A 19,799-nucleotide genomic window follows, 5' to 3' on the forward strand; every position below is an offset into this window, starting at 1 on the left:
CCACCGGCACGCTGTGTTTTGATGTTTGAACCCGAAGAACGATTAGCTGTAACGAGAAATTTCGTGTTATGTCAACCGGCACGGTTGCAACGTTCGAGGACTCTCTCGAACGACTCGAAGTGGGCTGGACACACACGTCGCCGTCGGAACTTTCTGCCGTCCTCCGTGAGGTCTGTGCAGACCCGACCGTCGGCGTCGAACTGCCCTACGACGGCGTCGAACTGCCGTCGTGGGTAAACACCGACCCGACTCCTGCAGACCTTCGCGCGGCGAAAGCGGGTGTCACGGGCGTCGGCATCGCGATTGCAGACTATGGGAGCGTCGTCGTGCAGGGCACACCCGACGGCACGGAGCCTGTGAGTCTGTTCGGTGATTTGCACGTCGCGGTCCTCCGCGAATCCGACATCGTCTCGGATATGGCCGACGCGTTCGAGTGGGTGGGCGAGGAGTTCCGGAGTGGGCACGACTCCGCAATCATCGCCACCGGCCCGAGCGCCACCGCAGACATGGGTGCACTGGTGAAGGGTGCACACGGTCCCAAAGACGTTCACGTGGTGATTCTCGATGAGTAAGTCACGAGAAGCGAAAGCCGCGAAGATTCGGCAGTTGATAGAGACGGAAGGCGACGCCGTCAACACGAGTACCCGCGGATTCAACGAGGGGCGGTACGAGGCGGTCCAGTCGCTCGACGACTACGAGGGACTGAAGGCCGACGCACGGGCCATCAAAGAAGACGCCATCGAGCGCCTGCCAGACCTCCTCGACCAACTCCGAGAGACCATCGAGGCGAACGGCGGGACGATGTACATCGCCGAGGACGCGGCGGACGCCAATCGCTACGTCCGCGAGGTGTGCGAAGACAACGACGCCGAGCGCGTCGTGAAGTCGAAGTCGATGACCTCCGAAGAAATCGAGGTCAACGACGAACTCCAGTCGGCAGACATCGACGTCGTAGAGACGGACCTCGGTGAGTGGGTGTTGCAGGTCGCCGACGAAGCGCCCTCGCACATCGTCGCCCCCGCCATCCACAAGTCGCGTGAGGCCATCGCCGACCTGTTCAACGAGACGTTCGAACCGGAGGAACCGCTGGAGACGGCAGAAGAACTCACCATGTTCGCGCGCGAGCACCTCGGCGAACTCATCGAAGGCGCGGACGTGGGCATGACCGGCGCGAACTTCATCACCGCCGACACCGGGACGATGGCGCTCGTCACGTCCGAAGGGAACGCCCGGAAGACGGCCGTCGTTCCGGACACGCACGTCGCCGTCGCCGGTGTCGAGAAGGTCATCCCGTCTGTCGAAGACCTCCAACCCTTCATCGAACTCATCGGAAAGTCGGGCACGGGGCAGAACATCACCTCGTACATCTCGCTTCTGACGCCGCCGGTGGAGTCGCCAACGGTCGACTTCTCCGACCCGGACACGCCGATTACCGAAGGCGAGACCGACCGTGAGTTCCACCTCGTCCTCATCGACAACGGTCGGTTGGCCATGCGCGACGACGACCAGTTGCGCGAGACGCTCTACTGCATCCGGTGTTCGGCGTGTTCGAACGTCTGCGCCAACTTCCAGCACGTCGGCGGCCACGCCTTCGGTGGAGAAACCTACTCAGGCGGCATCGGCACCGGGTGGGAAGCGGGCGTCGAAGGCCTCGACTCGGCCGCCGAGTTCAACGACCTCTGTACCGGCTGCAGTCGGTGTACCACCGCCTGTCCGGTGAACATCGACATCCCGTGGATAAACACCGTCGTCCGCGACAGAGTCAACCACGGCGAGGTATCCGAAGTCGATTGGCTCGTCGAGGGCCTCACTCCCGACGAAGAACCCGGTGGTGTCAGTCTCCAAAAGCGCTTCTTCGGCAACTTCGAGACGGCCGCCAAGGTCGGAAGCGCCTTCGCACCCGTCTCTAACTGGGTTGCCCAGTCGTCCGTCTCGCGGAACCTCATGGAGCGAACGCTCGGTATCGACGCCCGACGTGAACTCCCCGCGTTCCAGCGCGAGACGCTGAAAGATTGGTTCGACGCGCGCGACTCCCGCGTCCAGAACCCGACGCGAACCGCCGTCCTCTATCCCGACGTGTACACGAATCACGTGCAGGTCGAACGCGGCAAGGCCGCCGTCCGAGCACTCGAAGCACTCGGCGTCGACGTCGTCGTTCCCGACGTTCGCTCGTCTGGTCGCGCACCGCTGTCGCAGGGCATGATTGCCACCGCCGAAGACCACGCCCACGACGTGTACGCCGGGCTTGCGGAGTACATCGACGAGGGTCGAGACATCGTCGTCATCGAACCGTCTGACCTCGCGATGTTCGACTCCGAGTACGAGAAGTTCCTCTCGGAGAAGTCGTTCGAGCGACTCTCGGAGCAGAGTTTCGAGGTGATGGAGTACGTCTACGGCCTCCTCGAAAACGGGGCCGACGCGGACGCGCTCGCACAGACACAAAGCGAGAAGGTCGCCTACCACAGTCACTGCCAACAGCGAACCCTCGGCCTCGAAGGCCACACCGAGGCCGTCCTCGCCGAACTCGGATACGACGTCGCGACCTCTGACGTCGAGTGTTGCGGGATGGCGGGGTCGTTCGGCTACAAGTCGGAGTATTACGAACTGAGCATGGACGTGGGGTCGGACCTCAAACGCCAGTTCCAGACCGACGAAACGCACGACAGAACCGTCGTCGCGAGCGGCACGTCGTGTCTCGAACAGCTCGATTCGCTCCTCCGGCGGCCGACGCAGCATCCGGTCGAACTCATCGCGCCGGGTCGGTAGTCCACCACCAGGTCGGAGCGATTTCGTCGATTTTTACAGTCGGTGTCCGACGTCTGTCTGCCGCGTGTCTGCGGTCGGTGCCGAACGCTACGAACTATTAAGACCCGGCATCCCAATTTGGCGGATATGGACGGGACGCCCGAAGAGATAACGACGCTCGTAGGCCGTGAGGTCTACTCGAACAACGGTGTGTTCGTCGGTGAGGTCGAAGACGTCCGCCTCGACTTAGACCACGAGACGGTGACTGGCCTCGCACTGACGGCGCTGAACAACGAACTGTTCCGAAACCAAATCGAACCTGGAAAGGGCGTGCTCATCCCGTATCGATGGGTCCGCGCGGTCGGTGACGTCATCCTCATCAACGACGTCATCGAGCGACTGAAGAATCCAGAAGAAGACGAAGAGTCACTCCTCGCCTGAGGTTCGTCGGCCGTTTCGTACAGAGACGGTCGATTAACTCCCGTTTCCGCTCTCGCTGCCCTCCACACCCATCGCACGGAAGAGCTTGCGCTTTACTGCTTCTTCGGTCAGTTGTAAGAGCGTGTCACGGTTGTCGTCGTTCGACTCGATACCCGTGAAGATACCGAGCGGAATCTCGACAGAGCCCTGTGTAGAGTGGCCGCCTGCCTCGCCGATTCCGGTGAAGGCGTCACTCAGAATCTTCCCGATGTTCATGCGGATGTCCTTCGACCGCGCGGCGAGGTAGATGGTGTCGTCCGCGATACCGAAGACGGCCGTCGTGGTGATGCCTTCGAGGTTCAGCAGGTGTTGGGCCGCCTGCGTGAGCGCGTCGCGGTCACGGATGAATCCGGCGTTCGAGACGAGGTGCGAGCCCTGTACCTCCCGGTTCTGGATTGCTTCGGCCAGCACGTCGAGCGTCTCGGGCGACATCGACGGCGACTCGACTTTCTCCAGTGTGTCGTGGTCGGCAAACGGATAGAGATACGCGGCGGCGGTCAGGTCCGCAGGGGTCGTATCGCGCTTGAAGTCGAGCGTCTCGGCGCGGATGCCGTACAGGAGCGCCGTCGCGACGGCCTTCGAGGGGCTGAGGTCGAACTCCTGGATGTACTTCGTGAGGATGGTCGACGTAGAGGAGACGTTCGGTCGTACGTCGGTGAATCGGGCGTCGATTCCTTCGTCGGGTTCGAAGTGGTCGATGAAGACCGTGATTTCGGCCGCGCCGAGGTCGGGCATCCCGGACTTCATGTGGTCGACGAGCGCCACCGCCCCGTACTCTTCGAGCGGTTTCGCGTCCGACCGCGGGGTGAGTTCGATGCCGAGGATGTTGACGAACGCGCGGTTCTCCTGGTGGCCCATGTCGCCCGAGTAGAGGATGTCGGCCTCGATGTCGTACTCTCGGGCGATTGCCTGCAGTGCGATCGCCGACGCGAGCGAGTCCGGGTCGGGGTTGTCGTGCGTCAGGATGGCCATCCCGTGGTCGGTCTCACGGAGAATGTCGGCCAGTTGCCGGGCTTTGTACTCCAGTTCGCCCGACTCGACGCTCCGGAGTGCGGAGTCCGCGATGACCTCCGAGGGGTTGATGACCACGTCTGCGCCGAGCGTCGTCAGTTCGTCTTCGGAGACGGGGTCCGACGCGCGGACGACGATGAACTGGTCGTCACCTCGGTCACGGATGGTCGAGACTGCCGCTTTGTTCGCTTCCACGTCAGACGAGAGGATGAGGATGACGTCCCGGTCTGCGACGACGTCCGCGAGTTCTGGTTCGGCGATGTTGGTCGCCTGCGCGTTCAAATCCTGGTCGCGCAGGGCTTCGACGCGGCTTTCGTCCTTGTCGAGGATGAGGACATCTTTTCCTTCATCCGTCAGTTCTTCGGCCACAGCGTGCCCGACGCTCCCGCAGCCGAGAATCGCATACGTGGACATCGAAGAGACACTGACCCCTGCACTCATTGTTGCCCGCTACTCAGCCCGGACGACACTTAACACCACCCGTTTGTTACCTCTCAGTGGGTGTGTGCGTCCCTGCCGTCGTCGTACAGAAAGGAAAGTCATTTTACCTACCACGGGTTACGGGAGATTGCAAGGGCCGGTAGCTCAGTTAGGCAGAGCGTCTGACTCTTAATCAGACGGTCGCGTGTTCAAATCGCGTCCGGCCCACTACCTTCCTTCCCAAGATTACTCGGTCAGTGACGAGTGCTCCACTCGTTTGTGCTACGACTGCGCGATTTGAACTAGGGAGCGGAGCGAACGTCGTGAGCGGAGAGAGTGGAGTTCAAATCGCGTCCGGCCCACTTCCTTCCTTCCCGAACCTACTCGACGACCCGTGGGTCTCTTCGTCTCAGGTACGTGGTGAGCGAGTAGCCCCGCATCGCCGGACGACTTATCCCCACTCACAGAGAGCGATACACCATGAACCAGAGCGACCGAACCGAACTCGTCCTCGTCGGTATCACGCTCCTCGTGGCGATGGTCGCTGGACTCGCCATGGGCGTCGGCGACCACTTCAAACTGGACCGGTTCGTCGCGTCGATAACCCCCGATTTTGGTGTCCTCTTCGGCGCCGACGTCGTCGGAGGCGCAGTGCTCGTCGTCCTCTTTTTGTTCGTCGCCACGGGTGCAAAAATGCTGCTCGGCCCCTGATTACTCGAAGGCGACCCACGAGTTTCCGCGTCCCGGTGAGTGTGCCATCTGCAGGGGCATCTCCATCCCCGCGCGTGCCTGTTCGAGTCGCGCCCGGAGTTGTGGCGAAGCGTACTCCACCACCGTTCTGAGTTCACCACTCCCGACGACGCGTACCATCATCGCGCCGTGGTCGTTCATTGCTCGCTCGATTCTGACCAACCGTGTTTCGGCACCCTCAACCAGCGGGTTGCTGCCGTACTGTTCCATGTTAACGCATCGTTCGAATAGACCAAAAATCGAATCCCTACTATCAATGGGTACTCACATGATTCGAGAAGTTCAGCGGTCGCTCACAGACACCACCGGTGTCGACGTCGCTTCTCGACGTCGCTTCTGACAGCCAGTTCGCCGAGTGACACACTCGGACAGGCGTTTCGGAACTTCTTTTCGGCGGTTACCCGGATTCCACCCATGGACCGCACCCGCCTCAGGTTTTGGGCCCTCTATCTCACCCGATTCGCCGGTGGATTTGGATTCATCACCCTCGTGACCCTCCTCCCGAAGTACATCAACGACCTGAATCCGACGGCAGTGGTGTTGCCAGAACTCGCCATCGGTGGGCTCGTACTCGGCGGCCTCACGCTCTCGAAGGGGTTCGTCATCGGGATGTACACGACCGGATTCACGCTCGCACAGACCGTCGCCGTCGTTCCGCTGGCGTGGGCCGGTGACAGATACGACAAACGCCTCGTTCTCGCGGGGACCGTCGGTCTCGGTGCGGTCGTCTACGCGCTGTTCCCGCTCGTCGATTCGAGCCTCTCGTTCGTCGTCGCCCGTGCAGCACAGGGCATCGCGGTGACCGGTGCGGGCCTGATGTCACTCGCACTCGTCGGCGAACTCGCCCGCGATGGCACGCGTGCAAATCACATCGGGAAGGCGAACGCGGCCCGATTCGCGGCGTCTATCCTGGGGAGTCTCAGTGCCGGATTCCTCTACGACGCGTTCGGGTTCACACCGGTTTTCGTCGTCATCACGGTTCTGTTGACCATCGCCGTCGCCGCCATCTGGGTGTTCCTCCCGCCGGACGAGACGACCGTCCACGGTTTTCCCTTCACGAACCTCGCGCTCAACGAACGCATCCTGACGATGGCGACGTTCCGCGTGCAGTACGCCGTCGCCGTCACGCTCGTTCGGACGTGGGTTCCGATTTACGCCGGTGTCTCTGCGGCGTCGGGTGGCCTCGCCTACGGCGTCACCGCCGTCGCTGCCACCGTCGTCGCGGAGAAGTTCACCAATATGCTCTGTCAACCGTACACCGGCCGTATCTCTGACCGGTACGGACGCGCACGATTCGTCTTCGTCGGCGGCGGTCTCTACGGTCTCGTCGCTCTCGCTGTTCCCTTCTCGCCGGCGATTGGTGGGGCACTCGCTCTCCCGGCCGCCTTCCCGATTCTCGGCCCGCTTTCGCCGGCATTCCTCCCACTCGTCGGCCTCGCAGCACTGCTCGGTGTCGCCGACAGTCTCCGCGAACCCGCGAGTATGGCACTCTTCGCAGACGAAGGAACCGGCGGCGAAGGCGTCGCCAGCAGCTTCGGCATTCGCGAACTTCTCTGGCGACCGGGTAGCGTCGTCGCCCCACTTCTGGGCGGGTTCCTCATGGTCGAATTCGGTATGGAGTGGGTGTTCTACGTCGGCGGCGCGTCTGCTCTCACTGGTGTTTTCGCGTTCCTCGGCGTCCTCGTGTGGTCCCACGGAACTGGCGCGCTAACACAGTGGTGAGCAGGGGAACCTCGTTCGCGTGTCGGCTCTGGCCTCGTCTTCGTATATAACCGTTCACCTCTGCGTGCGCCAACCTGTTCGATTTACGTTCGTGGCAACCGTACAACATTTGAAGGACGATGGATTTCGACGAGTTCACCGGAGAGATACAACACAGACTCGAACTCCCCGGAACGGGGGAGACCGTCCGTGCGATTCGCGCGACACTGATGACGCTCGGCGAGCGCATCCCGGAGGGGTCGGCCGAAGACCTCGCTGCGTCGCTCCCGATAGAGATCAAGTGGTACCTGACCGGTGCCGTCCACGAACACGGTCAGCGCTTCGATTGGTCGGAGTTCGTCTCGCGAGTCAGCGATATCGAGGGTGAAGACCCACCGAAAGCAGCGTACCACGCCCAGGTCATCGTGGACCTCGTAGGGACCCTCGTCCCACCCTCGGACCTGCAGCAACTGCGTGACCAACTGCCCGAGAGTGAAGCCGACGAAAACTGGCGCAAACTCTTCGCGGTCGTCGACAGCGGTGGGTGGAGCGAGCACGAAACGTAGGGACCCCACCGAGAGACGACTCTCGACGGCCACCAGAGAAAGGTCAAAAACCCCACGGTGTGAGGGGGAGACCACATGTCTGAACCCACGTTTAGTGGCGTACTCTGTCCACTCGTCACACCGTTCGAAGACGGAACCGTCGACGAAACCAGTCTCACAGCCCTCGTCCACTGGCTCGTCGACCGCGACATCGACGGTGTCGTCCCCTGCGGCACGACGGGCGAGTTCGCGAGTCTTTCACGGGCGGAGTTCCGAACGGTCGTCGAGACGACCGTCGATGCTGCCGATGGCCGTGTCCCCGTCGTCGCCGGTGTCGCAGGAACGGACAGCTCCACCGTGACCGACCGAATCGAGTTCGCCGCCTCCGTCGGCGCTGACGCGGTGCTCCTCACGCAACCGTACTTCCACACCGCTCCCACACCGGCGGGCGACCTACGATTTTTCGAGATGATAGCCGAATCGAGTCCACTTCCGCTCGTCTTGTACAACATCCCCGCCTGCACCGGCCAACCAATCGCACCGGAGACGGTCGCCGAACTCTCTGAGAACGACGCCGTCGTCGGTCTCAAGGACTCTAGCGGCGACTTCGACTACTTCCTCGAACTCCTCCGAGTGACCGACGACCAGTTTACGCTCCTCGAAGGCTACGACCAGCACTATGTCTCGGGTGTCCACGCCGGCAGCGACGGCGGTATCAACGCGCTCTCGAACGTCGTTCCCGAGGTGTTCGCCGAGATTCGTGACGAGGCGTTCGCAGGCGAGACCGAATCCGCCCTCGAACTCGAACAAGACGCGTTCCCCGGCCTGTTCGGCTACTGTATGGAGTACGGATTCGCGACAGTTGCGAAAGTCGGTCTCGAACACCGCGGCGTCATCGAGTCGGCCGAGGTTCGACCGCCACTCACGCCGGTTCCAGACGACGTTGCCGAGGAGATATCGACGCTCGTCGCTGGTCTGGCTGACTAAGCGGCCATTACAGGTGTCGGTTACTCTCCTCTGGGGGTTCCCGATGCAGACGTGGAGGCACGCGAGATGGACTGCGAGAAACCCGAAACCCAGACACCCTATTTTGTATAGCAGTACGTGATTTATTAGTCCCATCTCGCCCATTTCGCATCCACTGACGCTCGGGCTAAGGTCAATATGGTGTCAACCGTATCACAAACTATGGACCACCTCGAGACTCCGTCCCTCCATCGACTACTGACGTCCCCCGTCGGCCGACTCCTCAGTTCTCGGCCGGTCGAGGTACTCAAGACCCGGTCGCTTCCCCGCGAGTTCGCCGTCGTCCGCGCCCGTGCTGCTGCCGACGTCGCACTCGGTGAAGGCCCCGAAGCGTTCCTCCGAGAAGTCGACGCACCGCCCGCCCCGCACCTCCACGACAGAATCGAACGCGCCCTCGCCCAGTACGCGACCGTCCGCGAAGAGTACGACGAGACGATGGAACGGTGGAACAGCGTCTTCTGGGGTGGATACGAGTCGCTCCCGGACGAACGCGTCGAGATAGAACGCGACCGACGAGAAATCGCACAGCGTCGCGCGAAACCAACCGACATCTTCGGCTTTCTGGCGAAAGAACATTTCGTGCCATCGGTGAAATTCGAGACGCCCGACCCCGACGATGCACGCTCGCGCTGGCACCACGAACTCGCCGAACCCGAGCGCCTCTACGGCTTTACCGAGTCGAAGGCCAGCGAGGAGTTCCCCCGTATCGAACGCTCTGCGACCGTTCGCGGACCGGGAACCGTCGAGTTCTTGCTCCGTTTCACGTCGCCATCGCCGCACATCAGCGACGACGCCACCGCCCGAGTGTACGAACCGGCCGACGTGGACGGCGACCTGCCGACTATCATCTTCCACTCCGGGTGGGGGATGTTCGACGACCAACTCGTCTACTGGCCCGAAGAAGAGTACCTCGCGCGGACGCTCGCACCCGAGGGCTACCGGGTCATCCTCCCCGACGCACCGTGGCACGGACGGCGCGAACCCCTCGGTCACTACAGCGGCGAACCCTACATCGCACGCGCGCCAGTCGGATTGTTCACCCTGTACTCCGCCGCGGCGCTCGAAACGGGCGTCCTCGTCGACTGGGCCAGAACCGAAGGTGCACCCGTCGTCGGCGTCGGTGGTGTCAGCCTCGGCGGCACGATTGCGCTCCACGTCGGAGGCCGGTGTGGTGACTGGCCAGAATCGATGCGTCCGGACCTCTTGTTCCCCGTTGGGGCACCCGGTGCAATCGACCAGACGCTCCTTTCGGGGTCGCTCACCCCACTCCTCGGTATCGACAAGGCTCTCGACGCCGCTGGCTGGACTGGAAAACTCCTCCACGAGTTCGCACCGCTGTTGAACCCGCCGAAGACGCCGTGTCTCGACCCTGCACGGGTGTTCACGTTCATCGGTTCACACGACGATTTGGCACCGTCGCAGACGGCACGCGCACTCTTCGAAGAGTGGGAGATTCCCCGACCCAACCGTACCGAGTGGGAGTGTGGGCACTTCGGTGTGATGGCGAATCTAATCCGCCGCGACGAGTTCCAACAGACGGTCGCACGAGAACTCGACAGGGCGGCACGAGACGAACGAGCGAGGACAGTCTCGGTCTGAGAAACAGTCGAAAACGAGTGACGAGACCCCTTCGCGGATGGGTCGTTACTCGTCGAGGAAGTCGGGTTCCGGACGCTTTTCGGCGTATTCGCTCTCGAGGTGGTCGCGGAACTCCTCGACGCTCACGTCTTTGGCTTCGCGCTCTTTGCGGTCACGCACCGAGATGGTGCCTGCTTCTTCTTCGTCGCCGCCGACGATGACCATGTAGGGGACGCGGTCGGTCTGTGCCTCGCGAATCTTCCGACCGAGCGTCCACGAGCGGTCTTCGATTTCGACACGGAAGTCGCCGAGTTCGTACTGCAACTTCTTCGCGTAGCCAATCTGGTCGTCCGAGATAGGCAGGATACGGACCTGCTCGGGGGCGAGCCAGAACGGGAACTTGCCGTTGAAGTGCTCGATGAGGACCATGAAGAAGCGCTCGTAACTGCCGTAGAGCGCGCGGTGAATCATCACCGGTTGGTGGTCCTCGTTGTCTTCGCCCGTGTAGGTCAGGTCGAAGCGGTCGGGCATGTTGAAGTCGAGTTGGACCGTCGGGCCGTCCCACTTGCGGCCGAGCGCGTCCTTGAACGCGAAGTCGATTTTCGGCCCGTAGAACGCACCGTCACCCGCTTCGATGCCGTAGTCGATGCCGCTGTCGTCGAGGACGGCACGGAGTTGCGTCTCGGCCTGCTCCCAGATTTCGTCGCTGCCGACGGATTTCTCGGGACGCGTCGCGAGCGCGACTTCTGCGTCCAGCCCGAACGTCTCGAAGACGGTCAGGATGTTCTCGATGATGAGGTTGATCTCGTCTTCTATCTGGTCGGGGCGGACGAACAGGTGGCCGTCGTCGATGGTGAACGACCAGACACGCGAGAGACCCGAGAGTTCGCCGCGCTGTTCTTTCCGATACACCTTGCCGTCTTCGAAGTAGCGAACCGGCAGGTCACGGTACGACCAGGACTTCTGGTCGAAGATGGTCGCGTGACCGGGGCAGTTCATCGGCTTCAGACCGTACTCCTCGTCGTTGACGTCGAGGAGGAACATGTCGTCGACGTAGTTCTCGTAGTGGCCCGACTTCTTCCACAGTTCCGTCCGGAAGAGGTGCGGCGTCTCGACGGGGTCGTATCCGGCGTCGAGGTTGAGTTGGCGCGCGTAGTCCGCGAGTTCGTCGAGGATGCGCTTGCCGTTCGGCATGTAGAGCGGCAGGCCCGGCCCCGTCGTCTCGTCGATAGCGAAGAGGTCCAGTTCCTGGCCGAGTTTGCGGTGGTCGCGCTCTTTGGCCTCTTCGCGCATGTCGAGGTAGTCTTCGAGGTCGGATTCGGACTCGAAGGCCGTCCCGTAGACGCGCGTCAGCGTGTCGTTCTCCTCGTCACCGCGCCAGTAGGCAGCCGAGATGTTCAGCAGTTTGACCGCGCCGATGTCGCCCGTCGACTCGACGTGCGGACCCTTACAGAGGTCCTCGAACTCGCCTTGCTGGTAGAAGGAAAGTTCGTCGTCGTCGGCCGCCTCGGTCTCGAGGATGTCGCGCTTGTAGGGGTTGTCGGCGTACTTTTCGAGTGCCTCCTCACGGTCGACGAGGACGCGTTCGATGTCGAGGTCCTCCTCGATGATGTCGCGCATCTCGTCTTCGATGGCGTCGAGTTCCTCCTGTTCGAGTTCGACGTTCGTCACGTCGTAGTAGAATCCGTCGTCCGTCCACGGGCCGATGGTGAGTTTGGCTTCGGGGTGGAGACGTTGGAGTGCCTGTGCGAAGACGTGGGCCGCCGAGTGGCGGAGTACGTCGAGATATTCGTCGGACTGGTCGGTGACGATGACGAGTTCCGCGCCGTCTTCGAGCGGCGTCTCTTTGTCTACGAGTTCGCCATCGACGACGCCGGCAACGGTGTCCTTTCCGAGACCGGGGCCGATTGCGAACGCGGCGTCTCGCACCGTCGCACCCTCCTCGACGGAGAGTTCGGACCCGTCTGGGAGGGTAACAGCGATATCACTCATACGCGCACGAAATCGACGGGGGGGAATAAGTGTTGTTGAGACAGGCACGAAAGACGCCTCGAGGAGGCCGAAATCGTGCAAATTGCTAACATTCGAAACGCACGAATTGGCGGCAATCGACGCGATTAGTTGCGCGCTTCGGGTGTCGATTCACCGATGCGCCGGCCCGACGCCGTTTCGCGTTGGATAGCTGCGGTCTCGGTGGTCTCCAGTTCGTCGACGAGTGTCTCCAACTCCATCGCTTCGTCCACGAGCGAATTCGCTTCTGCCGTCACGGTAGTTGCGAGTTCTGTCTGCTCGTCGGCCATGGCTGACGCTTCGACGGCGTGCGTCCGCGTCTCGTCCGCGATGCGGCGAATCTTCTCTGTCCGCTCGTCCACGTCGGTGACTGCGGCGGCTTGACCGTCAGCGGCGTCGCGAATCGCCCGCACCTCGTCGTCCATCGTCTCGGCGTGGGCCGCGATGTCGTCGAGCGTTCCGAGGGCCGCTTCGACCGTCTCGCCGCCCGCAGCGACGAGGTGGTCGAGTTCTTCTATCGCTTCGACGGACTGCATCGTCTGGGCTCCGACGGTGCCGACGAGTTCGTGTATCTCTTCGGCGCTCTCGTGCGCTTCGTCGGCCAGCGATTTGACCTCCTCTGCGACGACGGCGAACCCTGCGGCCTCGCCGCTGTTGGCGTGCGCCGCTTCGATGTTTGCGTTGAGTGCGAGGAGTCGTGTCTGGGTCGCGACCGCTCCGATCGTCGTCGCGACTTCGTCCATCTCTTCGACGTGCGCTTGTAACTGCGAGACTGCACGGAGCGCGCGTTCGGTCTGGTCGCGGATGTCGTCGAACGTGTCGAGTCCGTCTGTCGCGGCCTCGCGCCCGTGTTCGCTCCGACTGGCGACTTCGGCGGACGTCTCCGTGGCGACGGCGGTGGCTTCTCTCACCTGCTCGATGGCCGTCGACAGTTCTGTGACTGCATCGGCGATGTCGTCGAGGTGTTCGGTCTGTCTGACGGCGTCCGAGGCCATGGTCGTCACCTCTTCGTTGACCGTTCGACTTCGGCGCTCGACAGTCTCGGAACGCCCGGCGACGGCGTCACTCTCGTCGGAGACCGTCGCGGCAAACCCTTTCACGCTCGCTATCGTCGGTTCGAGCGAATCGAGCATCTCGTTGAGCGACTCACCGACGCGTCGCATGGCGTCGCTTTCGACGTCGGTATCGACGCGCCGGGTCAGGTCGCCTGCGGCACACGCCTGCATCGTCTCGCCGTACGACGACGCGACGCGTTCGAGGCGGTCGTTCGAGTTCTCGGCCTGCTTTCGGTGACGGTCTCCCTCGTCGAGTGAGCGCCGAAGGGAGTCTCGCATCCGTGCGAACGACTCGTACAACGCCCCGATTTCGTCGTTTCGCTCCGTCGTGAGGTCGACGTCGAGGTTGCCACGCTCGATAGCGACCATCTTCTGTGATAACTCGTCGACCTCGCGAAACACCGTCAGCGCCGCCGCACCGATGACTGTCATCGTCACGATGGTGGCGACGAGCGTCACTCCCAACAGGAGCGTACTCCCCGTCTGGACGTACGAGAAGACGGCGACAGACCCGCCGGCGACGCCAATAGCACCGACTCCAGCCCCGATTTTGAGTTTGAGGCCACCGAGCGAACTGCCCAACGAACGAGACATATGCCTCGATTAGTCAATTCGATTGAAATATCTACGTGTAATAGTATCAACGCTGATAATCACTGCTCAGACCCAAAGTACCAATTGGGTTGCATGCAGATGCAGGGGTATGCGACTTTCTCGACAGAGTGGCGTCTTCATGCATATCACGTCGCTCCCTGGCTCTCACGGCATCGGTGACCTCGGTGATGGTGCTCGCGAATTCGTCGACTTCCTCGCCGACGCCGACCAGTCGATGTGGCAGTTCTGTCCGCTCGGACCGACCTCGCCCGTGATGGCTAACTCTCCGTACCAGTCGTCGTCGTCGTTCGCCGGCAACCCGCTGTTCGTCGACCTCACGGACCTCGTCGAACGCGGATGGCTGACCGAAGACGACCTCGAACCTGTGCCGGAGTTCGACGACCACACCGTCGAATACGAACGCGTCGGCAACTACAAGCGCTCGCGTCTTCGGACCGCGTTCGACCGGTTCGAGGCCGACGCGACCGACGAGGACCGCGCCGCGTTCGACGCCTTCTGCGAGCGCGAAGCGGGATGGCTGGAAGATTACGCCCTCTTCGCGTCGTTGAAAGACGAGTTCGAAGGCGCGTGGATAGACTGGCCCGAGGAGCTGAAGACGCGCGACGAAGATGCGCTCGCCCGCGCCCGCGAAGAACACGCGGATGAGATTCGCTACCGCGAGTTCGTCCAGTTCTGTTTCGACCAACAGTGGCACGAACTCGCCGACTACGCCGACGAGAAAGGCATCACTCTCGTCGGTGACCTCCCGATTTACGTCGCTCTCGACAGCGCCGACGTGTGGGCCGCCCCCGAGGCGTTCGACCTCACGGAGTCACACGAACCGGCCGTCGTCGCCGGCGTCCCGCCGAACCCGAACGACTCCGGGCAGCGCTGGGGCAACCCGCTGTACGACTGGGAGACACTCCAGCAAAACGGCTATGGCTGGTGGTTAGACCGTCTTCGTCGCCTGTTCGACCTCGTGGACGTCACTCGCATCGACCACTTCAAAGGTTTCGACGAGTACTGGGCCATCGACGCCACCTCAGACGACCCTGCCGACGGTGAGTGGCGAGACGCACCGGGTCACGACTTCTTCGAGACGGTCGAACGCGAACTGGGCGACCTGCCCTTCATCGTCGAAGACCTCGGCTTCCTCGACCCCTCGCTCGTGGACCTCCGCGACCGATTCGCCTTCCCCGGCATGCGCGTCCCGCAGTACGCCGACTGGTGCCGAGAAGGCGACATGTACCAACCGATGCACTACCCCGAGAACTCGGTCGCCTACACCTCGACCCACGACACCGACACGTTCGTCGGCTACTACCGGTCGCTGGACGACCACACGCGCGACTGCCTCCACTACAACATCGGTGCTGACGGGTCGGAGATTCACTGGTCTATCATCGACGCCGTCTGGAACTCGCCGGCCGTCCTCGCGTTCAGCACGATGCAGGACATCCTCGGCCTCGACTCCCACGCCCGATTCAACACGCCCGGAACACAGACCGGAAACTGGGAGTGGCGCATCACGACCGACGGACTCGACTCTGACGTCGCCGGTCGACTCGCAGAACTGACGGACCTCCACATCAGAAACTGAGTTCTGTCCGCGAGGCTGAGACGTTCTGCCCTCGACGCTGGGACGTTCTGTCCGCGCCCCCGAAAATACAGTTCTCGACGCTCGACGCGGCACATCTGAGGTTATCTCGTTTGGAAGCGTACGTTCTCACATGGACATAGACGAGAACGCGACACACGGCGGTGCGCACGAAATCGACGTCGAAGTGACCGGGCGACGACTGCTCTCACCACTCGAATCGATACTCGGGACCGACACGAAGACGGTCTACGGCGACCCCGTCACCGTGGGTGAGAAGACGGTCATTCCGGCCGCGAGCATCACGTACGGCATGGGGATGGGTGGCGGGACGGGAACCGACGAGACTGGCGAGGAGGGCGGCGAAGGATTCGGTGGTGGTGGCGGCGTGAGAGCGACACCGATTGGCGTCGTCGAAGTGACCGCCGACGAGACGAGATTCGTCAAGTTCGGGACCGAACGCCGACTCGCGGGCATCTTCGCACTCGGAGTCGCTCTCGGACTGGTACTGGGTCGCTTGCGCCGGCGCTGAGCCGTCTTCCCGTCGTTGAGCTGCCGCCCCCGTCGTTGAGCAGTCGCTCCCGTCGTTGAGCAGACCACGCCCCATTTGGGAATCCGTCACTCGACTACACCTTTTTGCGTCGTCCACTCCACGGAATCGGTATGTCTCGACGTCTCGGCCTCGGTTCCTTCGTCGCCGGACTACTCGCCGCGGTTCTCGCCGGCCTGATTCGAACGACGACGCCACTGTCAAACATCGCGGTTCCCGACGCCGACGTGCTTCTGGCGAAAGGGTTGTCGGCACTCGCCGTCGTGTTGGTCACGTACGGATTCTACCGCCTCCTGATGTCCGTCTTCGTCGCTCGAATCTCCGATAGACGCCGAGCGCACGATCTCCGAAACGTCCTCAGACTCACTATCGGCATCGTCGCCCTCGTCGGCGTCCTCGGCGCGTTCACCGACCAATGGCTCGGTGTGCTCGTCTCCTTCGGTGTCATCGGCTTCGCCATCACCTTCGCCCTGCAACAACCGATTCTCTCGCTCATCGGTTGGGTCTACGTCGTCATCAAGCGGCCCTACGCCGTCGGCGACCGCGTCACCATCGCCAACGTCTCCGGCGACGTCGCCGAAGTGGACTTCCTCGTCACGACGCTCTGGGAGACGGGTGGCCAACTCACGTCGAACCAGCCGACTGGGCGAACGGTCACCGTCCCGAACTCGCTCGTCCTCTCGTCGGAAGTCGTCAACCACGGCGCGTTGTTCGACCGTATCTGGACCGAGGTCCCCGTCCAGGTCTCCTACGAGACGGATATCCCGTTCGTCCGTGACATCATGCTCGACGTGGCCGAAGAAGCGTTTGGCAACGAGACGCGTGCAGCGATACAACGATACAGGCACCGACTCGACGAGTCACCGCTGGATTTGGACGTCCCGAAGAGCCCTACGGTCAACATCTCGCAATCTGAGTCGTGGGTCGTCCTCACGCTTCGCGTCCTCGTCCCGCCGAGAGGGGCACAGAACGCTCGGAATCACCTGTACGAGGGTATCTTGGCACGCCTCGACGAGCACCCTGACCGCGTCGGTTTCCCGGTCGGGCGCAATCGCTAACTCTCGGTCGAGTCGGCTGTTGCCGACGACTGCCCCGTCGGCATCGAAACCCGCAAATCCCCCTGGGCCAACGTGGAACCGATGGAGACGGGTGTCATCGACCTCGCGGACATAGACGGCGCGTTCGACCTCCAGTCCACCTTAGAGAGCGGTCAGTCGTATCTGTGGGACCGGCCGGATGGTCGAATGTACGAACGCGACGCGGCCTACGGTGGTGACGCGTGGTATCAGACGGTCGTTCCTCCGCTCGACGGAGTCTCAGACGAGACGGCCGTCGTCCGAGCGCGCCAGACTGATGGAACCCTCCAGTGGGAGTCGAACGTCGACGCCGTCCCGATTCTGACGCACCTCTTGCGCCTCGACGACGACCTGGACGAAATCGTCGATGCGATGCCTGACGAACCACTCGTCCGCCGGGCCTACGAGGCCTATCCAGGGATGCGAATCGTCCGCGACCCACCGTTTGGCTGTCTCGTCTCGTTCATCTGCTCGGCGCAGATGCGCGTCTCTCGAATCTTCGGTATGCAAGCACGCCTCCGCGAGACGTACGGCGAGGCAGTCGAGTTCGACGGCGACACCGTCTACGCGTATCCGACGGCCGAGCGTCTCGCGGCGACCACCGAGGCCGAACTCCGTGACCTCAGTTTGGGCTACCGTGCGCCCTACGTCCAGCGGACTGCCGAGATGGTCGCGACGGGCGAGGCGACGCCCTCGGAAGCACTCGGGCGCGACTACGAGGACGCACGCGACTACATGACGACGTTCGTCGGCGTCGGCGACAAAGTCGCTGACTGCGTGCTGTTGTTCTCGCTCGGCTACCTCGAAGCCGTGCCGCTCGATACGTGGATTCGGAGCGCGATCGAGGACCACTACCCCGACTGTGACCGCGGAAACTACACGGAGACGTCGCGGGCGATTCGCGACAGACTCGGCGGCGGATACGCGGGGTACACACAGACGTACGTCTTCCACTACCTCCGGTCTGGCGGCGAGTGAGTGCTTCCCGGAAGGGTAGTGAGTGCTTCCCGGAAGGGTAGTGAGTGCTTCCCGGAAGGGTAGTGAGTGCTTCCCGGAAGGTCACCCCCGTGTAAGGTCGTAGAGTCGATGTGTGTAAGAGAGTGGCAAGAAGGTTGATACCTCTCGCGACACAAGTTTAGGGGTATGATGGACTGCAGAGTCGTCGTCGAGGCCGCGGTCCCAGTGTACGACGTGGAGACCGAAGACGAGGCGATTCGTATCGCCATCTCCAAGACGGGTGAGATGCTCAACCCGGACCTCAAATACGTCGAAATCAACATGGGTTCCCGTACCACTCCGAGCGGTGAGTCACTCCCTCCAGCGTTCATCGCCGCAGACGAAGCACTCGTCGCGCTCGAACTGGAGATGACCGTGTTCAACGTCGAACAAGAAGAACACGCGTCACGAATCGCACGGAAAGAGATTGGACAACGCCTCGAAAATATCCCGCTGAAGGTGCTCTCTGTCGAGGTACTCGAAGACGACTCGGCGAACGCAGACGGCGAGGGTGACGAAGCGGCCGACGACGAGGAACTCATCCCAGAGTTCGACGACCTGGTCGAAGACCGCTAACCGACCGAGAGTTTTCGCTCCGCGCAGAGAGTTTTCGTTCCGTGCAGTGTGACCGTTCGTTCTGCCTGCTGGCGAGCGGTGACGCTCGCGGTTGGTGTGTGGTGGTGTAGTTGTGAGACGACGCTGTCGCTCGTGTCTCGTTGCTTCGTGGAGGAGAACGCGTTTCTCTTGTTCGTCGGTTCAGTCGGCTTGCGCGGCCACCGGTTCCGGTTCGGCGTCGCGCATAGCTCCTGTGATTCCTTTCGCCAGTTTAAACACGGCTGCTTTGTGGTCCGTCTTAGATTTGTGGATTGACGTCGGTCGAACGCCGAGAGTATTGTACTCGGTGAGCTCGATTTCGTCGTCTTCCCACGCTTCAATCTGTGTGTGTACCTCTGCGAGCAGGCCGTGCAGGTGGATGAGTTCCTGCTTCTTCATGAGCAAACCACGCTTGATACCGGAGGGATATAGTATTATCTTGAGTCACGTTAGCATCCGACTCTCTTAAACGGCCGATTATCGGTGTCTCGGGCGGGATTTGTGTTTGTGCGTTTTCAATTCGTTTGGTGTTTTGGGGGTTCATATCTCGATATGGGGCGAAAAATACAGAGTGCTTTATACCAATATGTACCGCGCGCAGTTCCCAGGGGTCGTGAGTATTTTACCCGGTGCCACTGGTAGGGTGGTGTATGGACTACGACGAACAACTGGACCGTGCGCTCTCGGAGGCTCCCGACGTGAACGAGGGTAGCGACCGATTCAGCGTTCCCGACCCGGTCGTTCGCCAAGAGGGTAACGCGACGGTCTACGAGAACTTCGCCGAGACGTACGACCGACTCGCGTGCGACGCCGACCACCTCCAGAAGTTCCTCCAGTCGGAGTTGGGGACGAGTGCCCAAATCGACGACAAGGGTCGTATCCGGTTCACTGGCGAGTTCAAACAGCGGCGAGTCGCCGAGGCGCTCGACGAGTACGTCGACGAGTTCGTCCGCTGTAGTGAGTGTGAGTCGCCGGACACGAAGTTCGTCACCGAACAGGGTGCGACGGTGATGAAGTGTGAGGCGTGCGGTGCGCTCTCGGCGATTCCTGACCTCTGACGACGACCCCCGA

The 19,799-nt window shown here is 62.1% G+C and carries 19 protein-coding genes and 1 tRNA gene; 15 read left to right on the forward strand and 5 right to left on the reverse strand.

Annotation, left to right across the window (positions count from 1 at the left end):
- The first annotated feature begins 68 nt into the window (after positions 1 to 68).
- From GJR99_RS00730 to GJR99_RS00740, 3 genes are all read left to right on the forward strand, one after another.
- Positions 69 to 572, forward strand: a complete 504-nt coding sequence (locus GJR99_RS00730) for an LUD domain-containing protein (protein ID WP_151108766.1) — start codon at positions 69 to 71, stop codon at positions 570 to 572.
- Positions 565 to 2,766, forward strand: coding sequence for an LUD domain-containing protein (locus GJR99_RS00735; protein WP_151108767.1), 2,202 nt, complete (start codon positions 565 to 567; stop codon positions 2,764 to 2,766). Before GJR99_RS00730 ends, GJR99_RS00735 begins: the two co-directional genes overlap by 8 nt.
- 126 nt (positions 2,767 to 2,892) lie before the next feature.
- Positions 2,893 to 3,186: a PRC-barrel domain-containing protein gene (locus tag GJR99_RS00740; protein ID WP_058570725.1), complete on the forward strand. Its 294-nt coding sequence runs from the start codon at positions 2,893 to 2,895 to the stop codon at positions 3,184 to 3,186.
- Between the two features lie 33 nt (positions 3,187 to 3,219).
- Here GJR99_RS00740 and GJR99_RS00745 read toward each other — a convergent pair whose 3' ends face one another.
- Positions 3,220 to 4,677: a DHH family phosphoesterase gene (locus GJR99_RS00745; RefSeq protein ID WP_151108768.1), complete on the reverse strand. Its 1,458-nt coding sequence runs from the start codon at positions 4,675 to 4,677 to the stop codon at positions 3,220 to 3,222.
- A 133-nt stretch (positions 4,678 to 4,810) separates the two neighbouring features.
- Between GJR99_RS00745 and GJR99_RS00750 the strand changes: the two genes are divergently transcribed.
- Positions 4,811 to 4,884, forward strand: a tRNA-Lys gene (locus GJR99_RS00750).
- A 252-nt stretch (positions 4,885 to 5,136) separates the two neighbouring features.
- The gene (locus GJR99_RS00755; RefSeq protein WP_151108769.1) at positions 5,137 to 5,367 is read left to right on the forward strand and encodes a hypothetical protein; all 231 of its coding nucleotides are present in this window, start codon (positions 5,137 to 5,139) and stop codon (positions 5,365 to 5,367) included.
- Here the strand turns inward: GJR99_RS00755 and GJR99_RS00760 are convergent, their stop codons facing one another.
- The gene (locus GJR99_RS00760) at positions 5,368 to 5,616 is read right to left on the reverse strand and encodes a hypothetical protein (RefSeq protein ID WP_151108770.1); all 249 of its coding nucleotides are present in this window, start codon (positions 5,614 to 5,616) and stop codon (positions 5,368 to 5,370) included.
- A 204-nt stretch (positions 5,617 to 5,820) separates the two neighbouring features.
- On the opposite strand from GJR99_RS00760, the gene GJR99_RS00765 reads away from it, so the two are divergent.
- From GJR99_RS00765 to GJR99_RS00780, 4 genes are all read left to right on the forward strand, one after another.
- Positions 5,821 to 7,128 (forward strand): MFS transporter, encoded by a 1,308-nt coding sequence (locus GJR99_RS00765; RefSeq protein WP_151108771.1) that lies wholly within the window; start codon positions 5,821 to 5,823, stop codon positions 7,126 to 7,128.
- Positions 7,129 to 7,247: 119 nt separating this feature from the next.
- Complete coding sequence (locus GJR99_RS00770) at positions 7,248 to 7,673, forward strand: DUF2267 domain-containing protein (RefSeq protein WP_151108772.1); 426 nt, start codon at positions 7,248 to 7,250, stop codon at positions 7,671 to 7,673.
- A gap of 75 nt (positions 7,674 to 7,748) precedes the next feature.
- Complete coding sequence (locus GJR99_RS00775; RefSeq protein ID WP_151108773.1) at positions 7,749 to 8,639, forward strand: dihydrodipicolinate synthase family protein; 891 nt, start codon at positions 7,749 to 7,751, stop codon at positions 8,637 to 8,639.
- A gap of 201 nt (positions 8,640 to 8,840) precedes the next feature.
- Positions 8,841 to 10,277 (forward strand): alpha/beta hydrolase family protein, encoded by a 1,437-nt coding sequence (locus tag GJR99_RS00780; protein WP_151108774.1) that lies wholly within the window; start codon positions 8,841 to 8,843, stop codon positions 10,275 to 10,277.
- Between the two features lie 45 nt (positions 10,278 to 10,322).
- Here GJR99_RS00780 and thrS read toward each other — a convergent pair whose 3' ends face one another.
- Both thrS and GJR99_RS00790 read right to left on the reverse strand, forming a co-directional pair.
- Complete coding sequence (gene thrS / locus GJR99_RS00785; protein WP_151108775.1) at positions 10,323 to 12,248, reverse strand: threonine--tRNA ligase; 1,926 nt, start codon at positions 12,246 to 12,248, stop codon at positions 10,323 to 10,325.
- 125 nt (positions 12,249 to 12,373) lie between these two features.
- Positions 12,374 to 13,915, reverse strand: a complete 1,542-nt coding sequence (locus GJR99_RS00790) for a methyl-accepting chemotaxis protein (protein WP_151108776.1) — start codon at positions 13,913 to 13,915, stop codon at positions 12,374 to 12,376.
- A gap of 109 nt (positions 13,916 to 14,024) precedes the next feature.
- Between GJR99_RS00790 and malQ the strand changes: the two genes are divergently transcribed.
- The 5 genes from malQ to GJR99_RS00815 all read left to right on the forward strand — a co-directional run bounded on the left by malQ (position 14,025) and on the right by GJR99_RS00815 (position 18,710).
- Positions 14,025 to 15,515, forward strand: a complete 1,491-nt coding sequence (gene malQ, locus GJR99_RS00795; RefSeq protein ID WP_151108777.1) for a 4-alpha-glucanotransferase — start codon at positions 14,025 to 14,027, stop codon at positions 15,513 to 15,515.
- Positions 15,516 to 15,645: 130 nt separating this feature from the next.
- The gene (locus GJR99_RS00800) at positions 15,646 to 16,044 is read left to right on the forward strand and encodes a spore germination protein GerW family protein (RefSeq protein ID WP_151108778.1); all 399 of its coding nucleotides are present in this window, start codon (positions 15,646 to 15,648) and stop codon (positions 16,042 to 16,044) included.
- 131 nt (positions 16,045 to 16,175) lie between these two features.
- Positions 16,176 to 17,120, forward strand: a complete 945-nt coding sequence (locus GJR99_RS00805) for a mechanosensitive ion channel family protein (protein ID WP_151108779.1) — start codon at positions 16,176 to 16,178, stop codon at positions 17,118 to 17,120.
- Positions 17,121 to 17,201: 81 nt separating this feature from the next.
- Positions 17,202 to 18,116, forward strand: coding sequence for a DNA-3-methyladenine glycosylase family protein (locus tag GJR99_RS00810; RefSeq protein ID WP_151108780.1), 915 nt, complete (start codon positions 17,202 to 17,204; stop codon positions 18,114 to 18,116).
- 168 nt (positions 18,117 to 18,284) lie between these two features.
- Positions 18,285 to 18,710, forward strand: coding sequence for a DUF555 domain-containing protein (locus GJR99_RS00815; protein WP_151113789.1), 426 nt, complete (start codon positions 18,285 to 18,287; stop codon positions 18,708 to 18,710).
- A 180-nt stretch (positions 18,711 to 18,890) separates the two neighbouring features.
- Here GJR99_RS00815 and GJR99_RS00820 read toward each other — a convergent pair whose 3' ends face one another.
- Positions 18,891 to 19,127, reverse strand: a complete 237-nt coding sequence (locus tag GJR99_RS00820) for a UPF0058 family protein (protein ID WP_151108781.1) — start codon at positions 19,125 to 19,127, stop codon at positions 18,891 to 18,893.
- A gap of 251 nt (positions 19,128 to 19,378) precedes the next feature.
- Here GJR99_RS00820 and GJR99_RS00825 point away from each other — a divergent pair, with 251 nt between their 5' ends.
- On the forward strand, positions 19,379 to 19,786 hold the full coding sequence (locus GJR99_RS00825) for a translation initiation factor IF-2 subunit beta (protein ID WP_151108782.1): 408 nt from the start codon (positions 19,379 to 19,381) through the stop codon (positions 19,784 to 19,786).
- The last annotated feature ends 13 nt before the right edge of the window (positions 19,787 to 19,799 follow it).

It is taken from the genome of Haloferax marinum, from assembly GCF_009674625.1.
Classification (GTDB): Archaea; Halobacteriota; Halobacteria; order Halobacteriales; family Haloferacaceae; genus Haloferax; species Haloferax marinum.

Coding starts and splice junctions, on each gene's coding strand:
- GJR99_RS00730 (WP_151108766.1), top strand. CDS start 69: ATGTCAACCGGCACGGTTGCAACGTTCGAGGACTCTCTCGAACGACTC.
- GJR99_RS00735 (WP_151108767.1), top strand. CDS start 565: ATGAGTAAGTCACGAGAAGCGAAAGCCGCGAAGATTCGGCAGTTGATA.
- GJR99_RS00740 (WP_058570725.1), top strand. CDS start 2,893: ATGGACGGGACGCCCGAAGAGATAACGACGCTCGTAGGCCGTGAGGTC.
- GJR99_RS00745 (WP_151108768.1), bottom strand. CDS start 4,677: ATGAGTGCAGGGGTCAGTGTCTCTTCGATGTCCACGTATGCGATTCTC.
- GJR99_RS00755 (WP_151108769.1), top strand. CDS start 5,137: ATGAACCAGAGCGACCGAACCGAACTCGTCCTCGTCGGTATCACGCTC.
- GJR99_RS00760 (WP_151108770.1), bottom strand. CDS start 5,616: ATGGAACAGTACGGCAGCAACCCGCTGGTTGAGGGTGCCGAAACACGG.
- GJR99_RS00765 (WP_151108771.1), top strand. CDS start 5,821: ATGGACCGCACCCGCCTCAGGTTTTGGGCCCTCTATCTCACCCGATTC.
- GJR99_RS00770 (WP_151108772.1), top strand. CDS start 7,248: ATGGATTTCGACGAGTTCACCGGAGAGATACAACACAGACTCGAACTC.
- GJR99_RS00775 (WP_151108773.1), top strand. CDS start 7,749: ATGTCTGAACCCACGTTTAGTGGCGTACTCTGTCCACTCGTCACACCG.
- GJR99_RS00780 (WP_151108774.1), top strand. CDS start 8,841: ATGGACCACCTCGAGACTCCGTCCCTCCATCGACTACTGACGTCCCCC.
- thrS (WP_151108775.1), bottom strand. CDS start 12,248: ATGAGTGATATCGCTGTTACCCTCCCAGACGGGTCCGAACTCTCCGTC.
- GJR99_RS00790 (WP_151108776.1), bottom strand. CDS start 13,915: ATGTCTCGTTCGTTGGGCAGTTCGCTCGGTGGCCTCAAACTCAAAATC.
- malQ (WP_151108777.1), top strand. CDS start 14,025: ATGCGACTTTCTCGACAGAGTGGCGTCTTCATGCATATCACGTCGCTC.
- GJR99_RS00800 (WP_151108778.1), top strand. CDS start 15,646: ATGGACATAGACGAGAACGCGACACACGGCGGTGCGCACGAAATCGAC.
- GJR99_RS00805 (WP_151108779.1), top strand. CDS start 16,176: ATGTCTCGACGTCTCGGCCTCGGTTCCTTCGTCGCCGGACTACTCGCC.
- GJR99_RS00810 (WP_151108780.1), top strand. CDS start 17,202: ATGGAGACGGGTGTCATCGACCTCGCGGACATAGACGGCGCGTTCGAC.
- GJR99_RS00815 (WP_151113789.1), top strand. CDS start 18,285: ATGGACTGCAGAGTCGTCGTCGAGGCCGCGGTCCCAGTGTACGACGTG.
- GJR99_RS00820 (WP_151108781.1), bottom strand. CDS start 19,127: ATGAAGAAGCAGGAACTCATCCACCTGCACGGCCTGCTCGCAGAGGTA.
- GJR99_RS00825 (WP_151108782.1), top strand. CDS start 19,379: ATGGACTACGACGAACAACTGGACCGTGCGCTCTCGGAGGCTCCCGAC.